The sequence below is a fragment of the Flavobacterium chungnamense genome (genome assembly GCF_039539165.1).
Classification (GTDB): Bacteria; Bacteroidota; Bacteroidia; order Flavobacteriales; family Flavobacteriaceae; genus Flavobacterium; species Flavobacterium chungnamense.
Map to the genome: position 1 here is coordinate 33,127 of NZ_BAABCS010000021.1, position 18,129 is coordinate 51,255.

Below are 18,129 nucleotides of genomic sequence, written 5' to 3' on the forward strand. Positions count from 1 at the left end.
TTTAAAACTTGAGCAAAAATACGATTTATGAACTATTCTCAAAACCTTAAATATATCTTAATTATCAATTTATATTAATTCTAAATAATTTTTATATTTCAACAAATATTTTTTCAACTACATTTGCATTAAAATCAAACCATTATGAAATATTTAACAAAAAAAAGACCTTTAAATCTCTTCCTATTTATTTTTTTATTTTTCAATTTTAACACCATAAAAGCACAGAATACGAATGTGAATCAAGACCCAAAATTTGAACAATTATTAAACGAAAAGAGAAAGGTAAACTCTTCAATAACAATAAATAACAGATATAAAATACAAATATTTAATGGTACGAGCGATGCCTCTAAGAAAACTCTAATACAATTTAAAAAAGAGAACAAAAACTATGATGCAACGATTATATTTAGCACACCTTTATATAAAGTGTGGGTAGGCAATTTTAAAACAAGAATTGAAGCTGAAAGAAACTTAAATTTATTAAAGAAAAAATATCCTTCCGCAATTCTAATCAAGCCTTCAAAACAATAAACAAAAAATCCCGATTTCTCGGGATTTTTTTAATCTGTAAAATTATAATTATTTAAGTTTTTTCTTAACCTCTACTTCTTGGAACGCTTCGATTATGTCTAGTTGCTCTATTTCGTTGTAATTTTTGATTTGAATACCACAATCATAACCTTTAGAAACTTCTTTAACATCATCTTTAAATCGTTTTAAAGCTGTAAGCTCTCCTGTAAATATTACGACACCTTCACGGATAATTCTAATTCTAGAATTTCTAAAGATCTTACCGTCGGTCACCATACATCCTGCAATTGTTCCAACCTTAGAAATTTTGAATGTTTCACGGATTTCAGCAGTTCCAGTAATTTCTTCTTTCATTTCTGGAGACAACATTCCTTCCATTGCATCTTTCAAGTCATCAATTGCATCATAGATGATAGAGTAATTTCTGATATCAATTTCTTCTTTATCTGCAAGTTGACGAGCATTTCCAGCTGGACGAACATTAAATCCAATAATAATAGCATCAGAAGCAGAAGCCAACATAACGTCAGTTTCAGTAATTGCTCCAACACCTTTATGGATAATATTGATTTGAATTTCTTCGGTAGATAATTTAGAGAATGAATTCGATAATGCTTCAACAGAACCATCAACGTCTCCTTTAAGGATAATGTTCAATTCTTTAAATTGTCCAAGCGCAATACGACGACCAATTTCTGCAAGTGTAATATGACGTTGCGTTCTAACCGATTGTTCACGCATTAATTGCGTACGTTTAACAGCGATTTGTTTAGCTTCTCTTTCGTCTTCAAAAACATTGAATTTATCTCCAGCAGTTGGCGCACCATCCAAACCTAAAATTGACATTGGAGTTGAAGGACCGGCTTCTTTTACACTGTTTCCTCTTTCATCATACATTGCCTTAACCTTACCATGATTTTTACCAGCCAATACATAATCTCCAACTCTTAAAGTTCCAGATTGTACTAAAATAGTAGAAACATATCCTCTACCTTTGTCTAATTGTGCTTCCACAACAGTACCAACAGCAGGTTTATTAGGATTTGCTTTTAAATCTAATAATTCGGCTTCTAACAATACTTTTTCTAAAAGCTCTTTTACTCCCATTCCCATTTTAGCAGAAATGTCATGCGATTGGTATTTACCACCCCAATCTTCAACAAGTAAATTCATTGCTGCTAATTTTTCCTTAATTTTTTCAGGATTAGCATGTGGCTTATCTACTTTATTAATAGCAAATATCATTGGAACACCAGCTGCTTGTGCGTGACTGATTGCCTCTTTAGTTTGTGGCATGATGTCATCATCGGCAGCGATTACGATAATTGCAATATCGGTTACTTGAGCTCCACGAGCACGCATAGCGGTAAATGCTTCGTGACCAGGTGTATCAAGGAATGTTATTTTTTGTCCGTTATCTAATTGTACGGCATAAGCTCCAATATGTTGTGTAATTCCTCCAGATTCTCCAGCGATTACATTTTCTTTACGGATATTATCTAACAAAGAGGTTTTACCGTGGTCAACGTGACCCATTACAGTAACTATAGGTGCTCTTGTTACTAAATCTTCTTGTCTATCTTCAACAATTTCTATTGCTTCCTCAAGATCAGTTGTAATAAATTCAACTTCATAACCAAACTCATCAGCAACAATAGTTAATGTTTCAGCATCTAAACGTTGATTCATTGTAACCATAATTCCTAAAGACATACAAGTACCAATTACTTTAGTAATAGGCACATCCATCATTGTAGCAACTTCACCTACAGTAACAAATTCTGTAACTTTAATAGTTTTGCTTCCTTCGTCTAATGCTCTTTGTTCATCATCAGAGCGCTGACGGTGCGTATCTCTTTTATCTCTTCTATATTTTGCAGCTTTAGATTTTGAACCTTTCCCTTGAAGTCTTTCAAGAGTTTCTTTGATTTGGTTTTTAACTTCCTCTTCTGTAGGCTCAACTTTTTGAACTATTGCTGGTCTATTTCCTTTTTGGAAACCTCCTCCACCTGGTTTATTAGCAACAAATTTATTACCACCTGTACCTCCTGGTTTATTTTGACCTCCAGCAGCATTTCCTCCAGCATTCCCTGGACGAGCTTCACCTGGTTTTGGCGGAATTCTTTTTCTCTTATTTTTGTTTGGATCAACCTTATTAGCACTATTGATTTTAGGTGGAGTAGTCTTTTTAGGTTTATTAAATTGAGATAAATCAATTTTTTGACCTGTTAAAGTTGGCCCAGAAAGGTTTTGATATTGAGTTGTGTGTGTTTCATCCTCAACAGGAAGATTGTCAACTATTTTATCAACTTTTGCTTCTTCAACTTTTGCTTCAACAACAATCTGTTTTTGAATAGGTTTTTCTTCTGCTACTGTAAGTTTTTCTTTAGATTGAACAAGTTTCTCTTTTACAGGAGCTGGTTTTTCTTCAACTTTTGCTTCAGATTTTATACTTTCAGGTTTATTAGCCGGAACCGCTTTAGGTTCTAAATCAATTTTACCTACTTGTTTTGGCCCAGAAACGACAGCTTTAGCTTTGATTACTTCAAGACGATGACGTTCTTCTTCTTGTTTTCTTTTGTCTTCTATTTCTTTTTCTCTTTCAAGACGAAGCGCTTCTTTTTCTTTTTTAATTTCTTCGCTAACACCTTTAGACGCTTCCTTATTGCCTTTGTCTCCGGCAAATTGATTTTGTAGAATATCAAATTCTTTATCGGAAATCTTAGCATTTGGGTTTGCATCAATAGCAATCCCTTTATCCTTAAGATAATCGACAGCTCTTTCTAACGAAATGTTTAATTCCCTTAAAACTTTGTTTATTCTAATATTTCTTTCTTCAGACATAAAATCTTTTATAAATTCTTTTTTTTATTGGGGTGAAAAATTAGTCTTCAAACTCTTCTTTCAATATGCGCATTACTTCTTGTATTGTTTCTTCTTCTAAATCAGTTCTTCTTGCTAAATCAGCAACATCTTGTTTTAATATACTTTTTGCAGTATCCAACCCAATTTTTGCAAACTCATCAATAATCCAACCGTCAATTTCGTCTGAGAATTCTGTTAATTCAACATCATCATCTTCTGCTGTGCTTCCTTCTCTGATAACATCTAATTCATATCCAGATAATTGACCTGCTAATTTAATATTTTGTCCTCCGCGACCAATTGCTTTAGAAACTTCTTCTAATTTCAAAAACACTTCAGCATGTTTTGTTTCTTCATCAATTTTCACAGAAGAAACTTTTGCAGGACTTAATGCTCTTGTAATTAACAGAGACGCATTAGTTGTATAATTTATTACATCAATGTTTTCATTTCCTAATTCACGAACAATTCCATGAATACGAGATCCTTTCATACCAACGCAAGCTCCAACTGGATCAATTCTATCATCATAAGAATCAACAGCTACTTTTGCTTTTTCACCAGGAATTCTTACTACTTTTTTAATCATAATAAGTCCGTCGAAAACTTCTGGAATTTCTTGTTCAAATAATTTTTCTAAAAACTTCTCAGAAGTTCTTGACATGATAATTTGAGGTTTATTTCCTTTTAGTTCAACGCTTTCAATAATTCCTTTGACATTATCTCCTTTACGGAAAAAATCAGATGGAATTTGCTTTTCTTTTGGTAATACAATTTCATTTCCTTCGTCATCAACCAAAATTACAACTCTTGGGCGAACATGGTGTACTTCTGCTGTATAGATTTCCCCAATAATATCTTTAAATTGTTTGTACAAGTTAGTATTATCGTGTTCGTGAATTTTTGAAATTAAATTTTGGCGCAAAGCTAAAATAGCTCTTCTTCCTAAATCAATTAATTTAACTTCCTCGGAAACTTCTTCCCCAATTTCAAAATCAGGTTCTATTCTCCTAGCTTCTGTAAGTGTAATTTCTTCATTCTCTAAATCTAAATCATCATCGGCAACAACAATTCTTCTTCTCCAGATTTCCATATCTCCTTTATCAGGATTTATGATAATATCAAAATTGTCATCAGAACCATACTTCTTTTTTAAAGCATTTCTAAAAACATCTTCCAAAATCGCCATAAGCGTTACTCGATCAATAAGTTTATCATCTTTAAACTCTGAGAATGATTCGATTAATGCAATATTTTCCATTATTCTATTTAATTAAAATTTATTGTAACAACTGCTTCTATTATTTCTGAGTAAGGTAATTCTAATTTTTTTTGAACTGTTTCCTTACCTTTTCCTATTTTTTTTGGCTCTCTTGCCATCCAAGATAAAACTATTTTTTGCTCGTCTGCATCAATCAATTCTGCCTCTATAGTTTCTTTTCCGGTTTTAACCTTTAAAGTCCTTCCTATATTCTTTATGTATTGTCTTTTTAATTTTAATGGCGAACCAACACCAACGGACGCTACTTCAAGCTCAAAATCATGCTCTTCTCTATCTAGATTATTTTCAATAATTCTACTTACATCTATACAATCTTGAAGATTAACACCCTTATCACCATCCAAAGTTACAATAATTTTGTAATTATCTGAAATTGATAAGTCTATCAAAAACATTTCTGGTTTTTCAGACAAACCTTCTTCTAAAAGTTTTGTAACTTGTTCTCTAAATGTCATATTCTTATAAAAAGAGGGAAGCAGTGCTTCCCTCATTATTTAGTTTGTACTAATAAATAATGGTGCAAATATAGTCTTTTTTTTTATATGACAAATATCATTTAGAAATCTTAAAAAATTTTCTTACCTTTAACCTTTGAAATTTAATTTGAATAAAACCAATAATTTACAAACAATCATGAAAAAAATCCTAATCCCTACAGACTTTTCTCAAAATGCTGAATATGCTTTAAAAGTTGCTGCACAAATTGCAAAGAAAAATAATGGCGAAATTATTTTATTGCACATGTTAGAATTTCCAAATCAAGCAAGTGATGCTATTGGATCTGGCGCAGCTATTCCAGAAATCATGTTTTTCAAAAATGCCGCTATAAAAAAATTAGAAGACCTTATGGATGAAGATTATCTTGATGGTTTAAAAGTTTCTGAAATTGTGCAATTTGAATTGGCTTTTGATGGTATCTTAAAAATTAGCCAACTAAACAATGTAGATTTAATTGTAATGGGTTCGCATGGTGCAAGTGGCTACAAAGAAATGTTTATTGGTTCTAATGCTGAAAAAGTAGTTCGTAACTCTGAAGTTCCTGTCCTAATTATCAAAAAAGAAGAAAACGATTTTACAGTTAATAATTTTGTTTTTGCTTCTGACTTTAGTGACGAAGTAAAAAAACCATTTGAAAAAGTAGTTGATTTTGCAAACAAATTTGATTCAACTTTACATTTAGTTATGGTTAATACACCTAACAATTTTAAATCAACTTCTACATCTGAAGAAACTATGAAAAAATTCCTTTCTAACTTCAATGTTCAAAAAGTTGAGACACATGTTTACAATGAAACTAATGTTGAAAAAGGAATATTGAACTTTTCAAATAGCATTAATGCTGATTTAATTGGAATGAGTACACACGGAAGAAAAGGTCTTTCTCACTTCTTTAATGGAAGTATCAGTGAAGACTTAGTTAATCATGCAACAAGACCTGTTATTACTTTTAAGATATAATAATTGTATTAAATAAAAAACTATCTAGAAATAGATGGTTTTTTTACTTTTTAAAATAAAAAATCCCAACATTTCTGTTGGGATTTTTTGTTGGTCTACAAGGACTCGAACCTTGAAAGACTGCACCAAAAACAGTTGTGTTACCATTACACCATAGACCAATAAGTGCTTGAATGCGGGTGCAAATTTAATATAAATTTTATTTTAAGCAAATATTTGTTCAACTTTTATTTAAAATTTTGAAAAATGAATTTAATACAAAACCTAATGTGCTAATTTTATTCGCATTACAATTCTATCATTTCTTCAATATAATATGTTTGAAAGTTAATCGTAGGTTAAAGGAAGAATAAAAAATGATTTTTACAATAAATCGTGCTATTTTTGAATCTAATTTTATTATGAAGCAAAAAATAAACATATTAACTCTTTTATCAGGATTAGTCCTTATAGCGCTTTGCGTTATGCAATATTATTTGGTAAAAACCACTTATAACTACAAAGTCGCGCAATTTCGTCTTGAAGTAAAAGAAAAGCTTGCTGAAATAACAAATGATTACAGTGATATAGACAGTACATTATTCAATAATAAAGATTTTATATACAAAGAGCTAGCAGAAAACTATCTAATCGATAGAAATTATCGAAGTCAAGTAAAGAAACAATTCATAGAAAATCATTACAGAAAACAATTAACCGATTTACTTCAAAAGAAGTTTGAAAAAGAGTTTCCAGATAACGAAATCGATTTTGCTATAATCTTAAACAAATTTGTAATTTATAACAACACCAAAAAAGCGGACACTATATTTTCAGCCAAACCATTTATTGAAAATAAAATGTATGGAAATCTAGCTTCACTAGAAGATGCTTTCTTAGTTAGAAACTATGTTGGAACAACAAGTTCAAATACATCAAAATCCAATTATAAATTGCTTACAGAAGATAGCTTATATGTCTCTGTAAAAAATTGGGAATTAATTATTCTTAAAAGAATGTCGTTATTGCTATTTTTTGCAATTGCCTCAATAATTACCTTAATTTCGATATTTGTAGTAACAATAAAATCATTAATAAAACAAAAGAAAATTAGTGATATTAAAACAGATTTTATAAATAACATTACTCACGAACTAAAAACACCACTTACAACTTTATCGGTATCTACAAAAATATTGGAGCGAAAAGAGGTAAAAGAAAATGATTTAGTTTACAACCAATTGATTCAAACTATAAACCGTCAAAATGAGCGTTTACAAAGTTTGATAGATCAGGTGATGAGTAACTCATTAGGCTTTGAAGAAATTGAATTGCAAAAAGAAAAAACAAAAATTAATGCTTTCTTGGAAACCATAGTAAATGATTTCAAAATGGCTAATCCTGCAATTGATTTTAAAACAAATTTTAATTCAGAAACACAATTAACCTTAGACAAATTTCATCTTACAACAGCAATAATTAATGTTTTAGAAAACGCTGTAAAATATGGAACCAAAACCATTTTCGTAACTACAAATTTGCAAAATAATGAATTCAAAATCTGTATTGAAGATGACGGAATAGGAATTGCGAAAAACAAACAATCGTTACTTTTTGACAAATTCTATAGAGTGGAACAAGGAAACCTTCATAACACAAAAGGTTTAGGACTTGGACTGTATTATGTTGACCAAATTATTAAAGCACACAAAGGAACTATTAATTTGGTAAGCGAATTAGGAAAAGGAACGCAATTCATTTTATCAATTCCATCTTAGTATTATGAAAAAAATACTTTTAGCCGAAGATGATTTTGATTTTTCAAATGTCTTAACTCAATACCTGCAACTGCATAATTTTGATGTTGTTTGGGCAGAAAACGGAGTTAAAGCATTAGAAATTTTTAAAAAGAATAGTTTTGACATTTGTATTCTAGATGTTATGATGCCAAAAATGGATGGTTTTGTACTAGCCGAAGAATTAATAAAAATAAACCCTGAAATACCTTTCGTTTTTCTAACAGCAAAGCAATTAAAAGAAGACAAAATAAAAGGACTACAACTTGGCGCAGATGATTATATAGTCAAACCATTTGAAGTTGAAGAATTAATTTTAAGATTAAATAATATTTTAAAAAGAAGTGAGGCAAATTTTAAAACAACTACTATTCAAGAAATTGCAATAGGCAAGTATATTTTTGACACCAAAAGGTTATGTTTAAAAAAAGACAATCGTACACAGCAACTAACCGAAAAAGAAGCACTACTAATTGAATATCTTTATCAAAATAGAAATCAATTAATTAAAAGAGAGGCTATCTTAAAAAATATTTGGAAAAATGACGATTACTTTTCAGGAAGAAGTATGGATGTTTTTATAACTAAAATTAGAAAGTATTTTCAAGAAGACAAAAACATCTCCATTGAAAGCACAAGATTTATTGGATTAGAATTTAAAATTAAAGAATAATTAATAAAAAACTTTTAGCAGCAAGTAATTAAGAAAATTTTATCAACCTCAATTTATGTGGTTTCGATAAAAAAATAGTTTCTTTGCATCTGAATTAACATCATAATTATATATGACAACATTTGATTTCAAAAAGTGGAATAACATTTTAGGTTGGGCTGCTTTTTCAATTGCACTGATAACCTATACATTAACAGTAGAGCCCACAATGAGTTTCTGGGATTGTGGAGAATATATTGCAACAGCTGCTAAACTTGAGGTAGGACATCCACCAGGCGCACCATTATTTCAAATGCTTGGAGCCTTCTTTGCAATGTTTGCAACTAGTAGCGACAAAGTAGCTTTTATGGTCAACATGATGTCTGTTTTTTCTAGTGCATTCACCATTCTTTTTATGTTTTGGTCTTCTACAATTTTATTGAAAAAAATCATTTCATCATACACAGAAATAGACAATAATAACATCAAAGTTATTTTAGGAAGTTCATTTGTTGGAGCATTAGCATTCACTTTTTCAGACAGTTTTTGGTTTAATGCTGTTGAAGCAGAAGTTTATGCAATGGCAACTTTACTTATTGCACTACTTTTTTGGCTTGGCTTAAGATGGGAACAAGAAATGCATGAGCCAAAAGGAAACAGATGGTTATTACTAATTAGTTTAGTAGTCGGTTTATCTTTTGGTGTTCACTTCATGGCTTTATTAACAATTCCTTCAATTGGTTTTTTATACTTCTTTAAAAACTACAAAAAAGTAACTGTTACAAATTTCATTCTAGCCAATATAATTATTATTGCAGTATTACTTTTTATTTTTAAACTTCTTTTGCCTTACACATTAGCTTTCTTTGGTAAAACTGAAATATTCATGGTAAACAACCTTGGGTTACCTTTTAACTCAGGAACTATTTTTGCTATACTTCTAATTGTAGCTTTCTTTTATTTTGGATTGAGATACACTAGAAAAAACAATCTATTTCTTGAAAGTATTTTCAAAAACCCTAGTAGTTATATTGGTAGAATTTCTAGAACAGAATATATTATTAGTTTGATTTTACTAATCCTATACATTCTTTTTATCAATTCAAATTTTTCTGAAATTGGTTTTTTTCCAAAAATATTGATTCGATTACCCATAATATTTTTTATTTTTCAAACTTCTAAAAGACTTCATGATATAGGTAAAAGTGGATTTTATCAATTTATTCCTGTCTATAATTTATATTTAATTTTTTGGTGTTTAATTTTTGATAAAGGAAATCCAGGGAAAAATGAGTACGGAAATGACCCTTTAATGATTGAAACTAAAGAAATAAAATTTGGTATAAATTACAATACAATATTATTATGCATTCTATTTGTATTAATAGGATTTTCAACATGGATGATGTTACCTATTAGAGCTAATGCAAACACACCAATAAACGAAAATAAACCATCAGATGCTGCAGAGGTATTGGCTTATTACAATCGTGAACAATACGGAATCAATCCATTATTTTATGGCCCACAATATACTGATGCCTTTGCTGGTTTGGATGAGAATAATCCTTATTTAGACAAAGCTCCTAACTATGAGAGAGACGAAGCTTCTGGAAAATATGTAATTGTTAATGATTATAAAAATGCAGAGCAAAACACCGATGACAATCATAAAGCAATTCTTCCTAGAATGTGGAGTACAGACAACATTGAAGGATATATGAACTTTACTGGAGTTCCAAAATTCAAAGTAAAATCTGATTATGTTGAGGAAAAAGAATTGACCGATGTTGTTGCCGAATTCAGACAAGCCTATGCGAGTGGTAAAATTGACAACGATGGTTATGTATCTTTCTTAAAAGCTTATGGTGATTATCTTGACATTGAAAAACCATCAACTTTTGACAATCTTAGTTTTATGATTGAATATCAATTTGGTTATATGTACGGTCGTTATTTGTTATGGAACTTTGTTGGAAGACAAAACGACAATCAGGGTAGATATGACAATTTAGATGGAAACTGGTTAAGTGGAATAAAATTCATTGATGAAATTCATTTAGGTTCTCAAGAAAATTTAACTAAAGATATTGAAAATAATAAAGGTCGAAACTTATACTATTTTATACCTTTATTTTTAGGTTTGATTGGTTTGATGTACCATGCACAAAGAGATTTAAAAAGTTTCTACGTTTTGCTAGCTTTGTTCTTATTCACTGGCTTAGCATTAAAAATTTATCTTAATGAAAGACCATTTGAACCTCGTGAAAGAGATTACGCTTTAGTGGGATCATTTTATGTATTTGCAATTTGGATTGGTTTTGGAGTTTATGCAATCTATGAAATGATAAAAGAAAAAGTAGCTGCAAAAATTGCTGGACCAATAGTAGTTGCTACAAGTTTATTGGCTGCTCCTGTCTTAATGGCATCACAAAACTGGGACGACCATGATCGTTCAGGAAAATATACAGCTTTAGCAATGGCTAAAAATTATCTTGACTCTTGTGATCCAAATGCTATACTATTTACAATTGGTGATAATGATACATTCCCATTATGGTATGCACAAGAGATTGAAGGATACAGAACCGATGTGAAAATTGTAAATACTAGCTTATTAATGACCGATTGGTATATTGATCAAATGAAACTTAAAACCTATAAATCAGATGGTTTACCAATTTCATTCGAACATCAACAATATGTAGCAGACAACAGAGACGCTATTCTATTTAATAAGCAAACTGAAAACAGATGGTTACTTAAAGATTTTATAAACTTTGCAAAAAGTGAAGACACAATAACCACTGTTGAGATGCAAAGCGGACACAAACTTCATTTCTTTCCAACAAATAAAGTTAGAATTCCTATTGATAAAAATGCTGTGATTGCAAATAAGGTTGTTAATCCGGCTCTAAATGATTCAATTGTTCCTTATATTGATATAGACTTAAAAGGTGGTGCTTTATACAAAAACCGTTTAATTATGTTTGACATTTTAAACAACAATAATTGGAAAAGACCTATTTATTTTAGCCCAGGAAGTTTTGGAGATGATGATTACCTATGGATGAAAGATTATCTTCAGCTTGATGGTATGGTTTATAAATTAGTGCCAATAAAAACTCCAGTAATTGAAGAAAACTATCCAGATATGGGGCAAATCGATACAGAAAAAATGTATAAACTTGCAACCAATTGGAAATGGGGTAATGGAGAAAGCACTAAAATATATCATGATCCTGAGACCAGAAGAAATAGTATTTCATACAGAACTAATCTTTCTAGATTAATGGAATTATTGATAAAAGAAGGTAAAATTGATAAGGCTAAAAAAGTTATTGATTTGGCAATTACTAAGACACCGATAGATTACTATGGTTATTATTTAACACTTGAACCATTTGTTGGTGGTTATTATAAAACAGGTGAAAAACAAAAAGCTAGAGATTTAATAACTAAACTTACCGCTAAATACAAAGACAATTTAAAATATTATAGTACTTTCAATTCTTCTGACCAGAGTTTTATGGCTACAGATATTGTTACTGATATAGAACGTTATAGAAGTTTGTTAAAAGTAATGAAAGCTAATGGTGATATTGAATTTTATAACAAAAACAGAAATGAATTTAATAGTTATAATAATCGATTCCCAAGATTTCAACGCGATATGGAATAATTGATTTTATAAATAGAACAAAGTGTCGATAGAGTAATTTATCGGCACTTTTTATTTACATTTGAATTATGAATTGGGTAAAAACACATTGGATAATTAAGAAACTATTTTCAAACTATATTTGGGATCTTCCTAACAATGAGAATAAAGTCTATTTAACATTTGATGATGGACCAACACCAGAAATCACAGAATGGACTCTAAATCAATTGAAAGAATACAATGCCAAAGCAACATTCTTCTGCATAGGAGATAACGTTAGAAAATATCCGGAAATTTTTCAGAAAGTAATCAACGAAGAACATTCTATAGGAAATCATACCTTCAATCATTTAAATGGATGGGAAACATCTACAAAAGATTATATTGAAAATGTCAAATTATACGAAATTGAACACTGCAAACTGAACACTGAACACTGCAAACTATTCCGTCCACCTTATGGTAAAATAAAACCTACGCAATCAAAAATTCTTCGAAAATTTGGATACAAAATAATAATGTGGGACATCATTGCTTACGATTTTGATACTAAAATTTCTAAAGAACACTGTTTAGAAAATGTTTTAAAAAATGTAAAACCAGGAAGTATTATCGTTTTTCACGATAGCAAAAAAGCGTTTGCAAACTTGGAGTATGTACTTCCGAGAACGCTAGAATTCTTAAAAGAAAAAGGATATGTTTGTGAAAAAATTGATTAAACCTGCTCTTGAACTAAACCAATTATAGTATTAGCGTCCAATTCACCTGATTGTCTCCACACCATTTGACCTTCTTTATAAATCATAAGTGTTGGTAAACCTTTTATTCGAAGTGCTTCTGCTAATTCTTGGTTTTTATCCACATCAATTTTAATCACTTTTGCTCTATCGCCAAGCGCTGCCGCAACATCTCTAATAACTGGATGCATCGAGACTGATGACTCGTTCCACTCTGTGTAAAAGTCAATTAACACAGGAACTTGAGCATTTATAAGTTCGCCAAATTTTGACATAAAACCTAGTTATTTATATATTCTTTTTATAAAAAAGAAAGTATTAGTAATACAAATGTAGCATTTTTAACTAATTATACTACATTTTTGCCTTTTTTTAGTTCAATTACAGTAATTTCAGGCATAATTCCTACCCTTCCAGGGTAAGCATGAAACCCAAAACCTCTATTTACGTAAATATATTTACCTACATTTTCATATAAACCAGCCCATTGTTTGTAAACATATTCCACAGGACTCCATTTAATTATACCTGGAATTTCTATCCCAAATTGAAAACCATGTGTGTGTCCAGAAAGCGTTAAATGGAAATTTTTAGGATGGTCTTTTACTTCAGCATCCCAATGACTTGGATCGTGACTCATTAAAATTTTGAAATCATCTTTATTCAAATTTTCTGAAGCTTTATTCAAATCTCCCACTTTTTTGAATTTCACACCCCAATTTTCAACACCAACTAATGCAATTTCGTCGTTTCCTTTTTTGATTTTCGTGTTTTCATTCAACATTAATTTAAAATCTATTTGTCTGTGCAAATCTTTAATATCTTCAAAATTTTTATTTTTTGCCGCATCATCTTTTTTCCAATCTACATACTCTCCGTAATCATGATTTCCAAGTATAGAGTATTTCCCAAACTCATAATTTTTAATCTTCTTAAAAGTATCAATCCATGGATGCATTTCTGTAGCATGAGTATTTACAATATCACCAGTAAACAATAACAAATCTGATTCTTGTTCATTGATTAAATCAACTGCATAACTTATCTTTTCAGGGTTGTCAAAACTACCACTATGTATATCTGATATTTGAGTGATTTTAAAACCGTCAAAAGCATCTGGTAAATCATCAAAAAATAACGTTTGTCTTAAAACTTTATAATTGTATTTTCCAATCGTCATTCCATAAATCAATGATAAAAATGGAACGGCGGCAATCCCAAGCGCAACTTGACTAACAAACTTTCTTCTTTCAGGCAAAAAAGTATCATTGCCATAATTTGCAAAATAATTCTTAGTTCCTAACAACAATCTAAGAATATCTTCAAGAAGCATTATAAAAGTTATCAATAATTTTGGAACTAAAACTAGTAACATAACTCCAATGGTCATCATAAACATTTGGGTTTGACCAACACCTCTGTCAAATTTAGAAAAACCATAAAAAACAAAAGCAACTGCAGCAAAAGAAATTACTATATAAGTAAGCTGCACCCATCTAACTTTAGTAAATGTTTTAACAGCTTGAAATGCATAAATTTCAATGATTAGAATTATTAAAAGAAGGACAACCCAGCGAAAAGCCATTTTTAAAAATTTTTAACAAAAGTAAAAATCTAATGATTCGATAAAGCATAAATTTTAGTTAATCTTTCCTTTAATATTAATTATAATAAAACTATTTTTGTTTTGAATATAAATTTTAAACCATGAAACATATTATCTTGTTACTATTATTGACATCTTCATTTTTTTGTTTTAGCCAAGACGTTCTTACTTTCAAAAGCACCAGTAGAGTTTTTAACTCTGATAATGTAAAGCTTACTTCAACAGAAGTTCGTGATTTATTTGCAACTAATCCAGAAGCATTGAAATTGTATAATGTTGGAATGACAAAAAAAACTATTGGGAATATTTTACTTTATGGAGGCTTGTCTACCGTTATAACAAAGCATTTAGTTAACATTAGTGATTCAAATATAGTAAACAATCAATATGGATATCCAACAATAAAAAAAACTAGTAATGCATTATATTTTATTGGAGCTGGTGCTGTTTTAATAGCAATTCCAATAAAAATCGGTTTTTCTAGAAAAATAAAAAAAGCAGTTTTACTTATGAATGAAGATTTAAAAACTCCAAAAACTAGTTTTAATATCGAATCAACCTCATTTATTTCTAATTCTAATGGAGTTGGATTTTCTATTACATTTTAAACAATAATCATGTCACAAAAACGTCTTTACCTTCTTGATGCTTACGCACTAATCTTTCGCGGTTATTTTGCCTTTATAAAAAATCCAAGAATCAATTCTAAAGGAATGGATACTTCGGCCATCATGGGATTTATGAATGCCTTAATGGATGTTATCAAACGTGAAAAACCCGATCATTTAGCCGTGGCTTTTGACAAAGGCGGAAGTACGTATCGTTACGAAATGTACCAAGAATATAAAGCACATCGTGATGAAACTCCAGAAGCGATAAAAATTGCCGTTCCTTATATTCAAGAATTATTAAAGGCGATGCACATACCTATAATAGAAGTAGCAGGATTTGAAGCTGATGATTTAATCGGAACTTTGGCAAAACAAGCCGAAAAAGAGAATTATCAAGTATTCATGGTTACACCAGATAAAGATTTTGCTCAATTGGTTTCCGAAAATATTTTTATGTACAAACCGGCACGAATGGGTAATGACATTGAAATTTGGGGAATTCCAGAAGTGTTAGAAAAATTTGAAATCGAACGACCAGAACAAGTTATAGATTTCTTAGGAATGATGGGCGATGCAGCCGATAATATTCCGGGATTACCTGGCGTTGGCGAAAAAACAGCGAAGAAATTCTTGGCAGAATATGGTTCGATGGAAAATCTTTTAGCAAATACTCATCAATTAAAAGGTGCAATTAAAGATAAGATTGAAGCCAATGCCGAATTGGGATTATTATCTAAAAAATTAGCCACTATTCTACTCGATTGTCCAGTTGAATTTAATGCTGAAGATTTTGAACTTTCCAAACCTGATGTTGAAAAAACTGATGCTTTATTTCAAGAATTGGAATTCCGTCAAATGAAAGCACAGTTTGACAAATACTTTGGAACTGGAAAAGAATACGACGAAATCGATACGAATGGAAATTCAAATGAAGCAAGTGCAAGTCAAACTACTTTAAAAAAGCAAATCACTAAAAAATCTAACGAAGACCAATTTGATTTGTTCGGATTTTCTGATGAAGAAAGTGGTGAAGTAAAAACCAATTCTAATTATGCAACGTTAGAAAACACCAATCATAATTACACAATAATTCAAGGTGATTTGGGTACAAAATTGTTTTTGCAAAATTTAAACAATCAAACTTCGGTCTGTTTTGACACAGAAACAACTGGAATTGATGCTTTGAATGCCGAATTGGTTGGAATATCATTTTCTTGGCAAAAAGGCGAAGCATTTTACGTTCCGATTCCTGAAAATCAAGAAGAAGCGCAGATTTTGGTAGATAAATTCAAGCCATTTTTTGAAAGTGAAACCATCGAAAAAATTGGTCAAAATATTAAATATGATTTGAAAATTCTTTCCAATTATGGAGTTCAAATTAAAGGAAAATTATTCGATACGATGATTGCGCATTATTTGATAAATCCAGATATGCGTCACAATATGGACGTTTTAAGTGAAACATACTTAAAATATTCACCAAAATCTATTGAAGATTTAATTGGTAAAAAAGGTAAAAATCAAAAGTCAATGCGCGATGTTGCTTTGGAAGAAATTAAAGAATATGCTGCCGAAGATGCCGATGTGACGTTTCAATTGAAACAAAATTTCAGTCCGATTTTAGACAAAGCCGAGACCAAAAAGTTGTTTGACGAAATCGAAATTCCGTTAATTCCAGTTTTGGCCGCAATGGAATTGGAAGGAATCAATCTCGATGTGCCTTTTTTGAAAGAAATGTCGGTGGAAATGGCAAAAGAAAGTTCTGAATTGGAACAAAAAATATACGAAACCGCTGGCGAGAAATTCAATTTGGCTTCACCAAAACAATTGGGCGACGTTTTATTTGACAAAATGAAAATTGGCGGAACAAAACAAAAGAAAACCAAAACCGGTCAATATGCCACTGGCGAAGAAGTTTTAAGTTACTTAGCAAACGAACATCAAATTGTAAAAGATATTTTGGACTGGCGTCAAATGGTGAAATTGCAAAGTACTTATATTGATGCTTTACCTAACCAAGTTGATAAAAAAACAGGTCGCGTGCACACCGATTACATGCAAACTGTTGCTGCAACTGGTCGTTTGAGTTCTAATAATCCAAATTTGCAAAATATTCCGATTCGTACCGAACGCGGAAGATTAATTAGAAAAGCATTTATTGCTCGTGATGAAAATTATACCTTGGTTTCTGCCGATTATTCGCAAATAGAACTTCGAATTATAGCAGCACTTTCTGGTGAAGAAAACATGATTAAAGCGTTTCAAAATAACGAAGATATTCATAGAAGTACGGCTGCAAAAGTGTTCAATGTTCCTTTGGAAGAAGTTACAAAAGAACAACGTAGTAATGCCAAAACCGTGAACTTTGGAATCATTTACGGAGTTTCAGCCTTCGGACTTTCTAATCAAACATCGCTTTCTCGTAAAGAAAGTGCCGAGTTGATTGATGCGTATTATGCTACGTATCCAAAATTGAAATCTTATATGTCAAATCAAGTTGATTTTGCTAGAGAACATGGTTATGTTCAAACGGTTTTAGGAAGAAGACGTTATTTAAAAGACATCAATTCAGCTAATATGATGGTAAAAAGTGGTGCTGAACGAAATGCCGTTAACGCACCAATTCAAGGTTCCGCAGCCGATATTATCAAAATTGCAATGATTAATATTCATAAAAAACTAACTTCCGAGAATTGGAAATCAAAAATGTTATTGCAAGTTCATGACGAACTTGTATTTGACGTTCACAACTCTGAATTAGAAAAAATCAAACCAATGATAAAACACGAAATGGAAAACGCCTTCAAAATGGATGTTCCATTAGATGTTGAAATTGGCGTTGGAAAAAATTGGTTGGAAGCGCATTGATTTTAGTATTCAGTTGGCAGTTGCAGTTGGCATTTAAGGAACTTTGTCATTCTGTGGGAATATCGAAATAAATA

At 30.7% G+C, this 18,129-nt stretch carries 13 protein-coding genes and 1 tRNA gene; 8 read left to right on the forward strand and 6 right to left on the reverse strand.

Features of this window, described 5'->3' with window-relative positions:
• The first annotated feature begins 144 nt into the window (after nt 1-144).
• Nucleotides 145-537, forward strand: coding sequence for an SPOR domain-containing protein (locus tag ABD771_RS12305; protein WP_345095014.1), 393 nt, complete (start codon nt 145-147; stop codon nt 535-537).
• A gap of 48 nt (nt 538-585) precedes the next feature.
• On the opposite strand, the gene infB is transcribed toward ABD771_RS12305, so the two are convergent.
• The 3 genes from infB to rimP are packed head-to-tail and all read right to left on the reverse strand — an operon-like array spanning nt 586 to nt 5,139.
• Nucleotides 586-3,381 carry a translation initiation factor IF-2 gene (gene infB, locus ABD771_RS12310; RefSeq protein ID WP_345095016.1) on the reverse strand — a complete coding sequence of 932 codons (2,796 nt, stop codon included), beginning with the start codon at nt 3,379-3,381 and terminating at the stop codon, nt 586-588.
• Nucleotides 3,382-3,421: 40 nt separating this feature from the next.
• The gene (gene nusA / locus ABD771_RS12315; RefSeq protein ID WP_344815561.1) at nt 3,422-4,663 is read right to left on the reverse strand and encodes a transcription termination factor NusA; all 1,242 of its coding nucleotides are present in this window, start codon (nt 4,661-4,663) and stop codon (nt 3,422-3,424) included.
• Between the two features lie 8 nt (nt 4,664-4,671).
• Complete coding sequence (gene rimP, locus ABD771_RS12320) at nt 4,672-5,139, reverse strand: ribosome assembly cofactor RimP (RefSeq protein ID WP_345095441.1); 468 nt, start codon at nt 5,137-5,139, stop codon at nt 4,672-4,674.
• A gap of 178 nt (nt 5,140-5,317) precedes the next feature.
• On the opposite strand from rimP, the gene ABD771_RS12325 reads away from it, so the two are divergent.
• Nucleotides 5,318-6,142 (forward strand): universal stress protein, encoded by an 825-nt coding sequence (locus tag ABD771_RS12325; protein WP_345095018.1) that lies wholly within the window; start codon nt 5,318-5,320, stop codon nt 6,140-6,142.
• Nucleotides 6,143-6,232: 90 nt separating this feature from the next.
• Here ABD771_RS12325 and ABD771_RS12330 read toward each other — a convergent pair.
• Nucleotides 6,233-6,303 (reverse strand) — tRNA-Gln (locus tag ABD771_RS12330).
• 195 nt (nt 6,304-6,498) lie between these two features.
• Between ABD771_RS12330 and ABD771_RS12335 the strand changes: the two genes are divergently transcribed.
• The 4 genes from ABD771_RS12335 to ABD771_RS12350 all read left to right on the forward strand — a co-directional run bounded on the left by ABD771_RS12335 (nt 6,499) and on the right by ABD771_RS12350 (nt 12,952).
• Complete coding sequence (locus ABD771_RS12335; protein WP_345095020.1) at nt 6,499-7,899, forward strand: sensor histidine kinase; 1,401 nt, start codon at nt 6,499-6,501, stop codon at nt 7,897-7,899.
• Between the two features lie 4 nt (nt 7,900-7,903).
• Nucleotides 7,904-8,590: a response regulator transcription factor gene (locus ABD771_RS12340; RefSeq protein WP_345095022.1), complete on the forward strand. Its 687-nt coding sequence runs from the start codon at nt 7,904-7,906 to the stop codon at nt 8,588-8,590.
• Between the two features lie 112 nt (nt 8,591-8,702).
• Nucleotides 8,703-12,251, forward strand: coding sequence for a protein O-mannosyl-transferase family (locus tag ABD771_RS12345; protein ID WP_345095024.1), 3,549 nt, complete (start codon nt 8,703-8,705; stop codon nt 12,249-12,251).
• Between the two features lie 68 nt (nt 12,252-12,319).
• Nucleotides 12,320-12,952 (forward strand): polysaccharide deacetylase family protein, encoded by a 633-nt coding sequence (locus ABD771_RS12350; protein WP_345095026.1) that lies wholly within the window; start codon nt 12,320-12,322, stop codon nt 12,950-12,952.
• On the opposite strand, the gene ABD771_RS12355 is transcribed toward ABD771_RS12350, so the two are convergent.
• Together ABD771_RS12355 and ABD771_RS12360 are read right to left on the reverse strand one after the other, a co-directional pair.
• Nucleotides 12,949-13,245 carry a thioredoxin family protein gene (locus ABD771_RS12355; RefSeq protein ID WP_298116634.1) on the reverse strand — a complete coding sequence of 99 codons (297 nt, stop codon included), beginning with the start codon at nt 13,243-13,245 and terminating at the stop codon, nt 12,949-12,951. The genes ABD771_RS12350 and ABD771_RS12355 overlap by 4 nt on opposite strands.
• 74 nt (nt 13,246-13,319) lie before the next feature.
• Nucleotides 13,320-14,555, reverse strand: coding sequence for a metallophosphoesterase (locus ABD771_RS12360; RefSeq protein ID WP_345095029.1), 1,236 nt, complete (start codon nt 14,553-14,555; stop codon nt 13,320-13,322).
• A gap of 122 nt (nt 14,556-14,677) precedes the next feature.
• Between ABD771_RS12360 and ABD771_RS12365 the strand changes: the two genes are divergently transcribed.
• Both ABD771_RS12365 and polA read left to right on the forward strand, forming a co-directional pair.
• Nucleotides 14,678-15,184, forward strand: coding sequence for a hypothetical protein (locus ABD771_RS12365; RefSeq protein WP_345095031.1), 507 nt, complete (start codon nt 14,678-14,680; stop codon nt 15,182-15,184).
• 6 nt (nt 15,185-15,190) lie between these two features.
• Nucleotides 15,191-18,055: a DNA polymerase I gene (gene polA / locus ABD771_RS12370; RefSeq protein ID WP_345095443.1), complete on the forward strand. Its 2,865-nt coding sequence runs from the start codon at nt 15,191-15,193 to the stop codon at nt 18,053-18,055.
• Nucleotides 18,056-18,129 lie beyond the last annotated feature (74 nt).

Excerpts from the sequence above, each read along its gene's own strand:
- ABD771_RS12305 (WP_345095014.1), top strand. The coding sequence starts at position 145 with ATGAAATATTTAACAAAAAAAAGACCTTTAAATCTCTTCCTATTTATT.
- infB (WP_345095016.1), bottom strand. The coding sequence starts at position 3,381 with ATGTCTGAAGAAAGAAATATTAGAATAAACAAAGTTTTAAGGGAATTA.
- nusA (WP_344815561.1), bottom strand. The coding sequence starts at position 4,663 with ATGGAAAATATTGCATTAATCGAATCATTCTCAGAGTTTAAAGATGAT.
- rimP (WP_345095441.1), bottom strand. The coding sequence starts at position 5,139 with ATGACATTTAGAGAACAAGTTACAAAACTTTTAGAAGAAGGTTTGTCT.
- ABD771_RS12325 (WP_345095018.1), top strand. The coding sequence starts at position 5,318 with ATGAAAAAAATCCTAATCCCTACAGACTTTTCTCAAAATGCTGAATAT.
- ABD771_RS12335 (WP_345095020.1), top strand. The coding sequence starts at position 6,499 with ATGATTTTTACAATAAATCGTGCTATTTTTGAATCTAATTTTATTATG.
- ABD771_RS12340 (WP_345095022.1), top strand. The coding sequence starts at position 7,904 with ATGAAAAAAATACTTTTAGCCGAAGATGATTTTGATTTTTCAAATGTC.
- ABD771_RS12345 (WP_345095024.1), top strand. The coding sequence starts at position 8,703 with ATGACAACATTTGATTTCAAAAAGTGGAATAACATTTTAGGTTGGGCT.
- ABD771_RS12350 (WP_345095026.1), top strand. The coding sequence starts at position 12,320 with ATGAATTGGGTAAAAACACATTGGATAATTAAGAAACTATTTTCAAAC.
- ABD771_RS12355 (WP_298116634.1), bottom strand. The coding sequence starts at position 13,245 with ATGTCAAAATTTGGCGAACTTATAAATGCTCAAGTTCCTGTGTTAATT.
- ABD771_RS12360 (WP_345095029.1), bottom strand. The coding sequence starts at position 14,555 with ATGGCTTTTCGCTGGGTTGTCCTTCTTTTAATAATTCTAATCATTGAA.
- ABD771_RS12365 (WP_345095031.1), top strand. The coding sequence starts at position 14,678 with ATGAAACATATTATCTTGTTACTATTATTGACATCTTCATTTTTTTGT.